This window comes from Streptomyces sp. HmicA12 (assembly GCF_000373565.1).
GTDB lineage: Bacteria > Actinomycetota > Actinomycetes > Streptomycetales > Streptomycetaceae > Streptomyces.
On record NZ_KB891806.1, the window covers coordinates 18,541 to 31,885 of the forward strand.

11 protein-coding genes and 1 pseudogene are annotated in these 13,345 nt (G+C 67.3%); 4 read left to right on the top strand and 8 right to left on the bottom strand.

The features are described from left to right. Nucleotides 1-152: 152 nt before the first annotated feature. The 5 genes from B072_RS0115495 to B072_RS0115515 form a co-directional block, all read right to left on the bottom strand. Nucleotides 153-1,298, bottom strand: coding sequence for a DUF475 domain-containing protein (locus B072_RS0115495; RefSeq protein ID WP_018530872.1), 1,146 nt, complete (start codon nt 1,296-1,298; stop codon nt 153-155). Nucleotides 1,299-1,368: 70 nt separating this feature from the next. Continuing rightward, a complete protein-coding gene (locus B072_RS0115500) occupies nt 1,369-1,944 on the bottom strand; it encodes a TerD family protein (protein ID WP_018530873.1) in 576 nt (191 codons plus the stop codon). A gap of 116 nt (nt 1,945-2,060) precedes the next feature. Further along, nucleotides 2,061-2,636, bottom strand: a complete 576-nt coding sequence (locus B072_RS0115505) for a TerD family protein (protein ID WP_018530874.1) — start codon at nt 2,634-2,636, stop codon at nt 2,061-2,063. A gap of 144 nt (nt 2,637-2,780) precedes the next feature. Further along, a complete protein-coding gene (locus B072_RS0115510) occupies nt 2,781-3,239 on the bottom strand; it encodes a peroxiredoxin (protein WP_018530875.1) in 459 nt (152 codons plus the stop codon). A 217-nt stretch (nt 3,240-3,456) separates the two neighbouring features. Further along, nucleotides 3,457-3,888 carry a DUF3052 domain-containing protein gene (locus tag B072_RS0115515; RefSeq protein ID WP_018530876.1) on the bottom strand — a complete coding sequence of 144 codons (432 nt, stop codon included), beginning with the start codon at nt 3,886-3,888 and terminating at the stop codon, nt 3,457-3,459. Nucleotides 3,889-4,319: 431 nt separating this feature from the next. Here B072_RS0115515 and aceE point away from each other — a divergent pair, with 431 nt between their 5' ends. Further along, nucleotides 4,320-7,052, top strand: a complete 2,733-nt coding sequence (gene aceE, locus B072_RS0115520) for a pyruvate dehydrogenase (acetyl-transferring), homodimeric type (protein WP_018530877.1) — start codon at nt 4,320-4,322, stop codon at nt 7,050-7,052. Nucleotides 7,053-7,133: 81 nt separating this feature from the next. After that, nucleotides 7,134-7,853 (top strand): annotated as a pseudogene (locus B072_RS46495) (potassium channel family protein); the annotation flags it as partial. Nucleotides 7,854-8,620: 767 nt separating this feature from the next. Here B072_RS46495 and B072_RS0115525 read toward each other — a convergent pair. The 3 genes from B072_RS0115525 to B072_RS0115535 form a co-directional block, all read right to left on the bottom strand. Beyond that, nucleotides 8,621-8,932, bottom strand: coding sequence for a hypothetical protein (locus B072_RS0115525; protein WP_026245868.1), 312 nt, complete (start codon nt 8,930-8,932; stop codon nt 8,621-8,623). A 77-nt stretch (nt 8,933-9,009) separates the two neighbouring features. Beyond that, nucleotides 9,010-9,384 carry a peptidase inhibitor family I36 protein gene (locus tag B072_RS0115530; protein WP_018530879.1) on the bottom strand — a complete coding sequence of 125 codons (375 nt, stop codon included), beginning with the start codon at nt 9,382-9,384 and terminating at the stop codon, nt 9,010-9,012. A gap of 192 nt (nt 9,385-9,576) precedes the next feature. Next, nucleotides 9,577-11,187: an MFS transporter gene (locus tag B072_RS0115535; RefSeq protein ID WP_026245869.1), complete on the bottom strand. Its 1,611-nt coding sequence runs from the start codon at nt 11,185-11,187 to the stop codon at nt 9,577-9,579. A 110-nt stretch (nt 11,188-11,297) separates the two neighbouring features. Between B072_RS0115535 and B072_RS0115540 the strand changes: the two genes are divergently transcribed. Both B072_RS0115540 and B072_RS0115545 read left to right on the top strand, forming a co-directional pair. Continuing rightward, a complete protein-coding gene (locus B072_RS0115540; RefSeq protein WP_026245870.1) occupies nt 11,298-11,939 on the top strand; it encodes a TetR/AcrR family transcriptional regulator in 642 nt (213 codons plus the stop codon). A 185-nt stretch (nt 11,940-12,124) separates the two neighbouring features. After that, nucleotides 12,125-13,336 (top strand): alpha/beta hydrolase, encoded by a 1,212-nt coding sequence (locus B072_RS0115545; RefSeq protein ID WP_018530882.1) that lies wholly within the window; start codon nt 12,125-12,127, stop codon nt 13,334-13,336. The last annotated feature ends 9 nt before the right edge of the window (nt 13,337-13,345 follow it).

Consider the following 13,345-nt stretch of genomic DNA (forward strand, 5'->3'; position numbering starts at 1 on the left):
ACGTTGATCATCTACCCGCCGATCACGTACCCGTACTCGTCCCCGCCCGTACATGCCGACGGGGCGGCCGGTGAGGACTCGTCCTCGTACGACCGCCCCGCTGACAGGGTTCCAGGAAAGGGCCCGGGGTCAAACCTCGGGTCCTCGGTGGCTCAGACTCCGGACGCCACCTCGGCCTTGTCCGGGCTCCCGGATCCGCCCTCTTCTGCGGCGAGGCGCTTGTTGCGCCGGACCGAGGAGAAGAACGACCAGGCGATCAGGACGACGCCCACGAGACCGGTGATGATCTCGTTGATCTCGTACTGGATGGTGACCAGGAGGATCACGGCGAGCGCGCCGATCGCGTAGTGCGCGCCGTGCTCCAGGTACACGTAGTCGTCGAGGGTGCCCTGGCGGACCAGGTAGACGGTGAGCGAACGGACGTACATGGCACCGATGCCGAGGCCGAGGGCCATCATCACGATGTCGTTGGTGATGGCGAAGGCGCCGATCACACCGTCGAAGGAGAACGACGCGTCCAGGACCTCAAGGTAGAGGAACATGAAGAACGCGGCCTGGCCGGCCAGGACCACGGCCGGCTTCTGCTTGCCGGTGCGCTTGGCTTCTTCCTCGGCCTCGTGTTCGCGCTCTTCCTCTTCCTCGATCCGGTTCTCGAAGAAGCTCGAGAGGCCGCCGACGATGAGGTAGGTGATCAGACCCGCGACACCGGCGAGCAGCACGGTGGCCTGCTTGTCGACGTGCGCGCCGCCGTGCTGGTGGGCGTTGACCGCGACGGTCATGGAGGCGACGAGGAGGATGATCAGCGCGATGCAGACCGACAGCATGTCGACCTTGCCGAGCTTGGCGAGCGGCCGCTCGATCCAGCGCAGCCACTGGATGTCCCGCTCCTCGAAGATGAAGTCGAGGAAGATCATCATCAGGAACATGCCGCCGAAGGCGGCGATGGACGGGTGCGCGTCCGTCACCAGCTGCTGGTAGCGGTCCGGCTGATTGAAGGCGAGGTCGACGGCCTCGACCGGACCCATCTTGGCGCTGATCGCGACGATGACGACAGGGAAGACCAGTCGCATTCCGAAGACGGCGATCAGCACACCGACCGTGAGGAAGATCTTCTGCCAGAAGGCACTCATCTTCTTCAGGATTCCGGCGTTGACCACCGCGTTGTCGAACGACAGCGAGATCTCCATGATCGCGAGGATCGCGACGACCCCGAAAGCGGTCCAACCGCCGTAGAACACCGCCGCGATCAAGCCGAGCACGGTGATCGCGAACGACCAGCCGAAGGTTTTCAGAACCACTGGCTACCCCATCGTGTGTACGGGTTTCCCCGTGCTGGTTGTACGGGGCTCCCCCGCTCCGTGCACGGCTTTACGAAACATTGACTCCGAAGTCTAGAGCGATGCCCCGGAGCCCGGACGCGTACCCCTGACCGACCGCACGGAACTTCCACTCGCCCCCGTAGCGGTACACCTCACCGAAGATCATCGCGGTCTCGCTGGAGGCGTCCTCGGAGAGGTCGTAGCGGGCGAGTTCCTGGCCGTCGGCCTGATTGACGACGCGAATGAACGCGTTGCTGACCTGGCCGAAAGTCTGCCCTCTGTTGTCCGCGTCGTGGATCGAGACGGGGAAGATGATCTTGTCGCAGTCGGCCGGCACCTTGGAGAGGTCCACGATGATCGACTCGTCGTCGCCCTCGCCCTCACCCGTGAGGTTGTCACCGGTGTGCTCGACGGAGCCGTCGGGGCTCGTGAGCTGGTTGTAGAAGATGAACCACTCGTCGCCCATCACCCGGCCGCCGCTGCACAGCAGCGCACTGGCGTCCAGGTCGAAGTCGGCTCCGGTGGTGGAGCGTGCGTCCCAACCGAGCCCGACCAGGACCTGCGTGAGGTTCGGTGCGGCCTTGGAGAGGGAGACATTGCCTCCCTTGGCGAGCGTGACGCCCATATTGGTGGTCCTCCCCGAGGTGTAAGGCATTGCTGGCTTTGCTGGTGCCCTGCGCGTCCGGCGCCGCACTACGGGAGTGCGGCGCCGGACAGATGAGCGTGGTGGTGCGCTACGGCTCAGACGTTGACGCCGAAGTCCTGCGCGATGCCGCGCAGACCCGAGGCGTAGCCCTGGCCGACGGCGCGGAACTTCCACTCCGCCCCGTTGCGGTACAGCTCGCCGAAGACCATGGCGGTCTCCGTCGAGGCGTCCTCGGAGAGGTCGTAACGGGCGATCTCGGTGCCGCCCGTCTGGTTCACGACGCGGATGAACGCGTTGCGCACCTGACCGAAGGACTGCTGGCGGTTCTCGGCGTCGTAGATCGAGACCGGGAACACGATCTTGTCGACGTCCGCCGGGACGGCCGCGAGGTTGACCTTGACCTGCTCGTCGTCGCCCTCGCCCTCACCGGTGAGGTTGTCACCGGTGTGCTCGACCGAGCCGTCGGCGCTCTTCAGGTTGTTGAAGAACACGAAGTCCTGGTCGTTGCGGACCTTGCCTTCGGCGCTGGTCAGGATCGCGCTGGCGTCGAGGTCGAAGTCCGTACCGGTGGTGGTACGGACATCCCACCCCAGGCCCACGACGACCGCCGTGAGACCAGGGGCCTCCTTGCTCAGCGATACGTTGCCGCCCTTGCTGAGGCTGACTCCCACGAGTCCTCCCTGTGGTGTTGGGGGCGGGGAGCCCCGAAGTACGTCTGGCATCGGATCAACGTCTGGATCCTAGTGACGGGTTCCCGCAACCGGCGAGGCTTCCTACCGGGTGTCGTCCTGTAGAGGGCCTCTCTACAGGGTGCCCTAGAGGCTGTCGATGGCCTTGACGTACTCGTTCAGGTCGCGAGCGTCCGGCAGGCCGTTGACGACGGTCCAGCGGACGACGCCCTCCTTGTCGATGACGAAGGTGCCGCGCACCGCGCAGCCCTTCTCCTCGTCGAAGACGCCGTACGCGCGCGAGGTCTCGCCGTGCGGCCAGAAGTCGCTCAGCAGCGGGTACTCGAGGCCCTCCTGCTCGGCGAAGACCCGCAGCGTGAACGGGGAGTCGTTCGACACGGCGAGCAGCTGCACGTCGTCGTTGACGAACTTCGGCAGCTCGTCGCGCAGGGCGCACAGCTCACCGGTGCACACCCCGGTGAAAGCGAACGGGTAGAAGAGCAGCACCACGTTCTTCTCGCCGCGGAAGTCCGAGAGCTTCACGGTCTCGCCGTGCTGGTTCTTGAGCTCGAACTCCGGAGCCTTGGTGCCGACCTCGATCGCCATGGTGAAGATTCCCTTCGATGGGGCTGTTCGGGTGAGTTCAGCCTAGTTCCCGCACCTGAGTGCTCTGTCGCCGCCTGCCTCGCTCCGGGGCGGTCACCGGCCCGGCCCGCGCCTCGGCCCGTGACCGGGCCCGGCGAACGCGTGAGGCCCTCACAGGCACGCCGAGACGCACCCGTGAGGGCCTCACCCTGAGATTCCCGTTCCGCCGGGACAGCTCCTACCGCTTCTTGGCTGCGGCCTTCGGCGTGGCAAGACGGCTGCCCGTCCAGTCCTTGCCCGCACTGACGCTCTTGCTCGCGGAAAGCCCGGCAGTGGTGGCGGCCTCGCCGATCTCGCTCGGCTCGACGTACCCGTCACGCCCGGTCTTCGGCGTCAGCAGGAGGATGGACCCGCCCTCTTCCATGTACGCGATGGCATCCACCAACGCATCAGTAAGGTCCCCGTCGTCCTCACGGAACCAGAGCACCACGGCGTCAGCCACGTCGTCGTAGTCCTCGTCGACGAGGTTGGAGCCGATGGTCTCTTCGATGACCTCGCGGAGCTCCTGATCGACGTCGTCGTCGTAGCCGATCTCCTGGACCACCTGGTCGGTCTGGAACCCGAGCCTTACGGCAAGGTTCGTCTCCGCGTGGTCCGCGGTCGCGCTCACGGATTGCCTCCTGATCATGTTTACGAAGTTGTCTGCGGCTTCGCGCGCACGCGAAGCGTTGGCCGTAGTCCACACGTGCGCGACGGATCGCGCAAGTACCCGGCCCCCGAGACCGCCGAAACGGTGACGTTCCTGGCCGTGTCACCGCAACTCCAGTCAAGGATCCCCCCAGGTCAGTGATGTATGCCACAGCGTTCTGCCGGGTTTGCCCGCACTGCCCGACCACCGAGCGTAACCAGGGCCGAACGGCCCCACGGAACACCTGAACGACGCGGGCGTATCGTTGCGATTTGTTCGAACCCGATCGAGGGTCGCCGTGCGGAATCCGGATTACCTCGCGGTAGAGATGACGATTCCGATTCCGCGGTACACGATGGACAGCGGCGTACCCGACAGTGAACCAGCGGCATCACCGACAGTGAGGGAACAGCGTGGCTTCCGGATCCGATCGCAACCCGATCATCATTGGCGGTCTCCCCAGCCAGGTCCCGGACTTCGATCCCGAAGAGACTCAGGAGTGGCTCGACTCCCTTGACGCGGCGGTCGACGAGCGCGGCCGCGAGCGAGCCCGCTATCTGATGCTCCGGTTGATCGAGCGCGCCCGCGAGAAGCGCGTGGCCGTGCCCGAGATGCGCAGCACGGACTACATCAACACGATCGCCACCAAGGACGAACCGTTCTTCCCCGGCAACGAGGAGATCGAGCGCAAGGTCCTCAACGCGACGCGCTGGAACGCCGCGGTGATGGTGTCCCGCGCCCAGCGCCCCGGTATCGGCGTCGGCGGCCACATCGCCACGTTCGCGTCTTCGGCCTCGCTCTACGACGTGGGCTTCAACCACTTCTTCCGCGGCAAGGACGAGGGCGACGGCGGCGACCAGATCTTCTTCCAGGGCCACGCCTCGCCCGGCATCTACGCCCGCGCGTACCTCTTGGACCGGCTCACCGAGGCCCAGCTCGACTCCTTCCGTCAGGAGAAGTCGAAGGCGCCCAACGGTCTGTCCTCGTACCCGCACCCGCGCCTCATGCCGGACTTCTGGGAGTTCCCCACGGTCTCCATGGGCCTCGGCCCGCTCGGCGCGATCTTCCAGGCCCGGATGAACCGCTACATGGAGGCCCGCGGCATCGCCGACACCTCCAAGTCGCAGGTGTGGGCCTTCCTCGGCGACGGCGAGATGGACGAGCCTGAGTCGCTCGGCCAGCTCTCCATCGCCGCCCGCGAGGGCCTCGACAACCTGACCTTCGTCGTCAACTGCAACCTGCAGCGCCTCGACGGCCCGGTGCGTGGCAACGGCAAGATCATCCAGGAGCTCGAGTCCCAGTTCCGCGGCGCCGGCTGGAACGTCATCAAGCTTGTCTGGGACCGCAGTTGGGACCCGCTGCTCGCCCAGGACCGCGACGGCGTCCTGGTCAACAAGCTGAACACCACCCCCGACGGCCAGTTCCAGACGTACGCGACCGAGCCCGGCTCGTACATCCGCGACCACTTCTTCGGCGGCGACCACCGCCTGCGCTCCATGGTCGAGAACATGACCGACGACCAGATCCTCCACCTGGGTCGCGGCGGCCACGACCACAAGAAGATCTTCGCGGCCTTCCAGGCGGCCAAGGAGCACAAGGGTCAGCCGACGGTGATCCTGGCGCAGACGGTCAAGGGCTGGACCCTCGGCCCGAACTTCGAGGGCCGCAACGCCACGCACCAGATGAAGAAGCTCACGGTCGACGACCTGAAGGGCTTCCGCGACCGGCTGCACATCCCGATCACCGACGCGCAGCTGGAGGGTGGCGCCCCGCCGTACTACCACCCGGGCCGCGACTCCGAAGAGATCCAGTACATGCACGACCGCCGCAAGGCGCTGGGCGGTTATGTCCCGACCCGAGTCGTGCGCTCGAAGCCGCTCCAGCTCCCGGAAGACAAGACGTACGCGAGCGTGAAGAAGGGCTCGGGTCAGCAGTCGATCGCCACGACGATGGCGTTCGTCCGGCTGCTCAAGGACCTCATGCGGGACAAGGAGATCGGCAAGCGCTTCGTGCTGATCGCCCCCGACGAGTACCGCACCTTCGGCATGGACTCCTTCTTCCCGAGCGCGAAGATCTACAACCCGCTCGGCCAGCAGTACGAGTCCGTCGACCGTGAACTCCTGCTCGCCTACAAGGAGTCGCCCACCGGACAGATGCTGCACGACGGCATCTCCGAGGCGGGCTGCACCGCCTCGCTGATCGCGGCGGGCTCGGCCTACGCGACGCACGGCGAACCGCTGATCCCGGTCTACGTCTTCTACTCGATGTTCGGTTTCCAGCGCACCGGCGACCAGTTCTGGCAGATGGCCGACCAGATGTCGCGCGGCTTCGTACTCGGCGCGACCGCCGGCCGTACGACGCTGACCGGTGAAGGTCTCCAACACGCCGACGGCCACTCCCAGTTGCTGGCCTCGACCAACCCCGGCTGTGTCGCCTACGACCCGGCGTACGCCTACGAGATCGCGCACATCGTCAAGGACGGTCTGCGCCGGATGTACGGCCCGGACAGCGAGGACATCTTCTACTACCTCACCGTCTACAACGAGCCGATCCAGCACCCCGCGGAGCCGGCCGACGTCGACGTCGAGGGCATCCTCAAGGGCATCCACCGCATCAGCACCGGAACCTCGGGCACCATCCCGGCCCAGATCATGGCGTCCGGCGTCGGTGTCCCGTGGGCCCTGGAAGCCCAGCAGATCCTCGCGCAGGAGTGGAACGTACGCGCCGACGTGTGGTCCGCGACCTCGTGGAACGAACTGCGCCGCGAGGCAGTGGAAGTAGAGCGCCACAACCTGCTGCACCCCGAGGAGGAGCAGCGCACGCCCTACGTGACGCAGAAGCTGTCCGGCGCGGAAGGTCCGTTCGTCGCGGTGTCCGACTGGATGCGGTCCGTCCCCGACCAGATCTCCCGCTGGGTTCCGGGCACCTACCAGTCGCTCGGCGCGGACGGCTTCGGCTTCGCCGACACCCGGGGCGCCGCGCGCCGCTTCTTCCACATCGACGCGCAGTCGATCGTGGTCGGGGTGCTCACGGAGCTCGCCCGTGAGGGCAAGGTCGACCGCTCGGTCCTCAAGCAGGCGATCGACCGCTACCAGCTGCTCGACGTCACGGCCGCCGACCCCGGCTCGGCCGGAGGCGACGCGTAACGGCTCGCTGGGCGGACGCCCTGTCCGAGGGCGGTGGGATTCCTGGTCCCGCCGCCCTCCGGCATTTCCTACGATGCGCGCATGAAGGAGCAACCGGCACAGACCCGATGGGAACAGCACACGCATCGCCCGCTGTTCGCCCTGGCCCTGGCTTTCGCCGTCGCCTACGCGGTGCCCATCGTCCGACCGGACGCCTCGCGCGCGGTCAACGACACGTGTGCGGTCGTGGAGTGGGTGGTGTGGGGCGCGTTCGCCCTCGACTACATCGTCCGTCTCTTCCTCGCGCAGGACCGTAAACACTTCGTACGTTCGCACCCCCTCGACCTCCTTGCCGTGGTGCTCCCCCTGGCGCAGCCTCTGCGGCTGCTGCGTGTGGTGTCGACACTGCTCCTGGTCGGCCGCCGGGCCCGGATGGCCGAGCAGGTAAAGCTCACGACGTATGTCGCCGGGGCCGTGGTGGGCCTGTTGATGTTCGGCTCACTGGCGGTCCTCTCCGTGGAGCGGGACTCCCCGAACGGCAACATCAAGACGCTGGGCGACGCCGTGTGGTGGTCGTTCACCACCATGACGACGGTCGGCTACGGCGATCACGCACCCACGACCGGCATGGGCCGGGTGCTCGCGGTGGGTCTGATGCTGTCTGGCATCGCGCTGCTCGGTGTGGTCACCGCCAATATCGCGGCATGGTTCATCTCCCGGTTCGAGAAGGACGACGCGGAAGAACGCCGTCAGACGGAGGCCATCGAGGCGCTCACACACGAGGTACGGGCGCTCCGGGCCCAGGTGGCAGTGCTGTCGGGCCGGCCCGGGTCGGAGCCCGGGCCGCTCGGGCCATGGCCTGAGTCCGGGGTCGGATCCGGACCCGGACAGGGGCCAGGAGCCGGACCGGGGCCAGGAGCCGGACCGGGGCCAGGAGCCGGACCGGGGCCCGAGGCATCTGGGGTGTCCCGACTGCCGGGGGTGCCCGGTCAGTCGGGGGTACACGGTCAGTCGGACGCGCATGGTCCATCGGAACCAGTCGGCCGGTCGGACGCCCCTGGCCCATCGGAGCCAGCCGGCCGATCAGACGCGCGTGGTCGCTCTGACGTACTCAGCACCCCAGCGGTATCTGCACCGCCGGAGGCGTCCGGACAACCGAAAATTTCCGGGCGGCTGAAGGTACCTGGGCGACCAGAGGATTCCGAACAGCCAAGGGCGTCCACACAACCGGGGTCACCGAGACCGCTCGTGACTCCTGGTCAGCCGGAAGTCCCCGAACAGGCAGCGGCTCCTGGGACGCCTGGATGACTGGGCCCCCCATGCCTCCGCGGCAGCCGGCGGGGCATTCAGACAGTCGCACGCATCGGGCAGCCCGTGGTTTTCGCGGTAGTCAGAAGCGCTCGTCGGCGGGAGAGATCTCGGGCGCGCCGGTCGCGATGTCCCCACGTATGGGGACAGACGCGGGTGAGAGCGCGGGGCAGACATACGTGACGCCGCCCGACCGCGGTGCGGCCGCTTCGGTGGGCGGCCCCGGGAACTCGCCCGGGGCCGCCTGGAATTGACCGCTCGGAACGGTCACACTCTCGCGCTCAGAACATTCCTCCCGCGCTGGGGCCGGCCGCTGAGGCCAGCCAGACAATCGCGAGCAGAGTGTCGATCGCACCGAGCACGACCGCGACCAGGGCCGGCATCGACTGGGTGCCGGTCCAACGACGGCCCATGGCCAGCCAGCCGCAGACGACGGCGACCGGTCCGAGCACGATCTGCAGGATGAAGAACCCGGCGATCGCGCAGATGAGGCCGATGATTCCGAGCGACGCGCGGTCCGGCCCGCTCCGTGACCATGCGCGGCCACGTGAACGAGGGTGTTTGCGCGTGGTGTGTCCGAAGCCCGCCATCATCACTCCCTGAGGTCGTCCGGACTCGGGCAATGATTCGGGTACCCCGCTTGTGAGCGTCTACCGCACCCGGCGCTCCGCTATCTCTCCCAGATCTTGAACGCCCGCGCACGATAGGGAGATTCGGGCTCCCACGTGCCACTGCCGGGATACGTCTGGAACTCCCCGGTCTCCGCACACTCAGCGGACTGATACGTGGTGACGGGGCGGCCTGTGCGATTGGCGAGGGACGCCGCGCTGCTCCCCTCCGGCAGCGCGACGCAGCTCTCGATGTCGGTCCCGGCCAGTTCATAGGTGTGGCGGGACCCCTTGAACCCCGTCTTGGTCCAAAGACAGAGCTCTCCGGCCGCGCAGTCGCCCAGCGTCGGCGGCGCGGCTCCGGCGGCAAGGCCGGGCGTGAGTGCCACCACGGCGAACGCGGCGGTGGCCATCTTGGTGATCATGGACGTGCGCATGTGCTTCAACCCCCGTGTCGTATCGACCAGTTGCGTTCGCGACTGATCGCTTGCCTCACACTCTGGCCCGGAAGATCCGGTTCCGGGAAGGGCTGTCGAGGGACGTCACCCGGATAAGCGAAAGCCCCCGGAAAGTTCCCGAGGGCTTCCCCCACACAGGCGGTTTCACCACCTCGTGCACGGCGAAGGGCGTCAGATGTGCGCGGCGCCCGCTGCCGCCTCCGCGTTCTCGCCCCGCTTGGTCAGCATCGCGACGAGGACGGCGACGACCGCGACACCCGCGGCGACCAGGCAGGCCAGGCTCATGCCGGAGATGAACGTGTCGTGGGCGACGTCCGTGATCTTCCCCGCGATGGCAGCCGGCGTCTGCGGCGGAACCGGGGCGACTCCCACCTGGACGGCCTCCGACGCCTGGGCCGACTGAGCGGAGGTGAGCGGCGGAAGACCGGCGTCGGCCCAGTTGCCGGCCAGGTCGTTGTCCACCTTCGACGCCATCACGGCGCCGAGCACGGCGGTGCCGAGGCTGCCGCCGATCTGCATCGCGGCCTGCTGGAGTCCGCCGGCGACGCCGGACAGCTCCATCGGGGCGTTGCCCACGATGACCTCGGTGGCGCCCACCATCACCGGCGCGAGGCCGAGGCCGAGCAGACCGAACCAGACGGACATGATGCCGCTGCCGGTGCCCGACTCGAGCGTGGACATCCCGTACATCGCGATGGCGGTGCACGCCATACCGCCGGCGAGCGGAATGCGCGGACCGACCTTCGTGATCATCGCGCCCGCCAGCGGGGAGGCGACGATCATCATGCCGGTCAGCGGCAGCAGGTGAAGCCCGCTGTCGACCGGGCTCATGCCGTGCACGTTCTGCAGGTAGAAGGTGACGAAGAACAGACCGCCCATGAACGCGATGGCCATGAGGACCATCAGGATCACACCGGCCGACAGCGGCACGGAGCGGAAGAGCGCCAGCGGGATGAGCGGTTCGGAGACCCGGGTCTCCCAGAGCGCGAAGAGCGCGAAGCACAGCACCGCCACGCCGATGAACGTCCACGTCATGCCGTCGCCCCAGCCCCACGCCGGCGCCTTGATGAGGGCCCAGACGAGGCAGAACATCGCGCCGGACAGCAGCGCGATGCCGAGGATGTCGAAGGAGCGCGGCGCGTTCGCGGCGCGGTGGTCGAGAAGGATGACGAGCCCGAGCACGAGGGCGACGACGCCGACGGGCACGTTGATGAAGAAGACGGACTGCCAGCTGACGTGCTGGACGAGCAGGCCACCGAGGATGGGACCGCCCGCGGTCGACGCGCCGATCACCATGCCCCAGATACCGATGGCCATGTTCAGCTTCTCGGCGGGGAACGTGGCACGCAGCAGGCCGAGCGCCGCCGGCATCAGCAGCGCACCGAACAGCCCCTGGAACACACGGAAAGTGATGACGAGGGCGATGCTGTCGGACAGGCCGATGGCCCCCGAGGCGGCGGCGAAGCCGACCACGCCTATGAGGAAGGTCTGCCGGTGGCCGAACCGGTCGCCGAGCTTGCCCGCGGTGATCAGTGTGACCGCGAGGGCGAGGAAGTAGCCGTTGGTGATCCACTGGACGTCGGCGAAGCTCGCGCCGAGGTCCTTCTGAATGGCCGGGTTGGCGATGGCGACGATGGTGCCGTCGAGGGCAACCATCATCACGCCGATCGCGACAGAGAAGAGGGTCAACCAAGGGTGGCCGCGGAACCCCTTGGCCGATGCCGGGGCAGGCTCGGGCTCCGGGACCCGGTCCGCCTTGTCGACAGTGATCTGACTAGTCATACGTTCGAGGCTAGTGACAGCTCCTGACAGTTGACAAAGCATTTCACAAGTCGGTAACTGTCACCTCGCTCACACTATGCTGAGCTGCACAAACGGCTAGAAAGAGGACCATGGCCGCCCAATTGAACCTGCGTGAACTCAAGAAGCAACGCACACGAAACGCTTTGCTGCGCTCGGCACTCGAGCTCTTCACGACTCAAGGGTTCGACCGGACGACGGTCGACGAGATCGTCGAGGCCTGCGAGGTCTCACAGCGCACCTTCTTCCGGTACTTCGCGAACAAGGAGGAGGCCGCCTTCGCGGTGCAGCACATGGTGGAGGGCCGTTTCGTCTCCGCCCTGCGTGAACGGCCCGCGGAGGAGAGCCCGTTCGAGGCCCTGCGCCACACGGTCCTCGGCACGTGGGACGCACTGAGCCGCTCCGTGGAGGAGGTCATTCCGGTCGAACTCCACATGCGCACCTACCAAATGATCGAGTCGACGCCTTCCCTGCTGGCCGTGCATCTGCGCCGCTCCATCGAACTGGAGGAGGAGATCGCGCACGTCATCGCCGAACGCGAGGGCGTCGACGTGGACGGCGATCTGCGTCCGCGCGTCGCCGTGGCCGCGTTCAGCGGCGTGATGCGGCTGACCGGACGCCTGTGGGGCGCGGGCGAGGACGCCAGCGTCGACTCGATCCGGGCCCTCACGGAGACGTACCTCGATCATCTGAACCCGTCGCTCGGTGAGCGGTGGCGTCGCGATCACACCTGAGGAGCGTGCGAGCGCGGCGATGTGACGCCGGTCGCACTCCCGCGCGCGTGGGGCGCTTCGCCTCCCTACACAGCGTGATGATTTGACCCCAACTACGTCCGCTTTTACCCAAATACACCTCGGAAAACGTGATCTGCCTCACCCGTGGTACGGAGCCTCGCGCGCTTCTCCTAGGGTGTCCCGCAGTGACTTCCTTCGACTCATCCCCCCAACTGAACGTCTGGCGCGCTCTGCTTGCGCTGGCCGTCGTGTTCGTCATGCTGGCGACCACCGGCTGGACCGCGGTGCGTCACCAGCGGGGCGTCACCTCGCCGCTCCAGACCGCTCTCACCGCATGGGAGCACGGCCGGATAAACGGACACGTGCTGCCCGACCCCGACGGCTCCCCCACCCGGCTCGGGCACTTCTTCGCCTCGTTGACCCCGCACCAGCGAAGTCGGCTCGCCGACCGCTATCCGCTCGCGGTCGGCAACATGAACGGAGCGCCTGTAGAGCTGCGCTATCGCGCGAATCGCATCGCTCTGGAGCAGGCTCGCGCAGTCGAGCAGCAGCGCACTCACGACAATCGGCTGTCCTCCGTCGGGCACGCCGACGCGAAGCAACGTATGCAGCGTTTCGCGCTCCTCGACGATCCCCATCGCAAGATCCTCGCTTTCGATCCCATGGGCACCGGCCGGGTGGCCGAGGTGTTCGGTGATCTCGACACGGCGCAGCGCGTCTCGGTCGTGGTGCCGGGCGTCGACACGAATGTGCTGACCTTCCAGCGCACCTTCCGCAAGTACTCCGCTCCTGTCGGCATGGCACGCTCGCTGTACGCCGCGGAACGCACCGCGAGCCCGCACACGCACGCCGCGGTGATCGCGTGGGCCGACTACACGGCTCCCGTGGGGCTAGGCGTGGACGCGGCCACGGCGATGCGCGCGGACGACGGCTCGGTCCGGCTCAACGCCATGCTGCGCGGTCTGCCCGGCAGCTCGCCCGTCGCCCTGTACTGCCACAGCTACGGCTCCGTCGTCTGTGGTGTCGCGGCGCGCGACCTGCCGTCGCGAGTCAGTGACATCACGGTGGCCGGCAGTCCCGGGATGCGTGCCCAGAGCGCTGCGGGCCTGCACACACACGCGCGCGTGTGGGCCACTCGCGACAAGGACGACTGGATCCAGGACGTGCCCTACATGGAGGTGGGTGGGCTCGGTCATGGTGCCGACCCGGTCTCCTCCGGCTTCGGTTCGCGGGTTGTCTCAGCGGGCGCCGCCAAGGGGCACACGGGCTACTTCGAACCGGGCACCGAGAGTCTCAGCAACTTCGCCAAGATCGGGACTGGCTCGTACCGATCGGTGCGGTGCGCCGACGCGGATCAGGACTGCCGGGAGGGATTTTCCGGCAGCGGCTCCACCTGACGCGCGTAG

Coding starts and splice junctions, on each gene's coding strand:
- B072_RS0115500 (WP_018530873.1), bottom strand. CDS start 1,944: ATGGGCGTCACGCTCGCCAAGGGAGGCAATGTCTCCCTCTCCAAGGCC.
- B072_RS0115510 (WP_018530875.1), bottom strand. CDS start 3,239: ATGGCGATCGAGGTCGGCACCAAGGCTCCGGAGTTCGAGCTCAAGAAC.
- B072_RS0115525 (WP_026245868.1), bottom strand. CDS start 8,932: ATGATGGCGGGCTTCGGACACACCACGCGCAAACACCCTCGTTCACGT.
- B072_RS0115530 (WP_018530879.1), bottom strand. CDS start 9,384: ATGCGCACGTCCATGATCACCAAGATGGCCACCGCCGCGTTCGCCGTG.
- B072_RS0115535 (WP_026245869.1), bottom strand. CDS start 11,187: ATGACTAGTCAGATCACTGTCGACAAGGCGGACCGGGTCCCGGAGCCC.
- B072_RS0115540 (WP_026245870.1), top strand. CDS start 11,298: ATGGCCGCCCAATTGAACCTGCGTGAACTCAAGAAGCAACGCACACGA.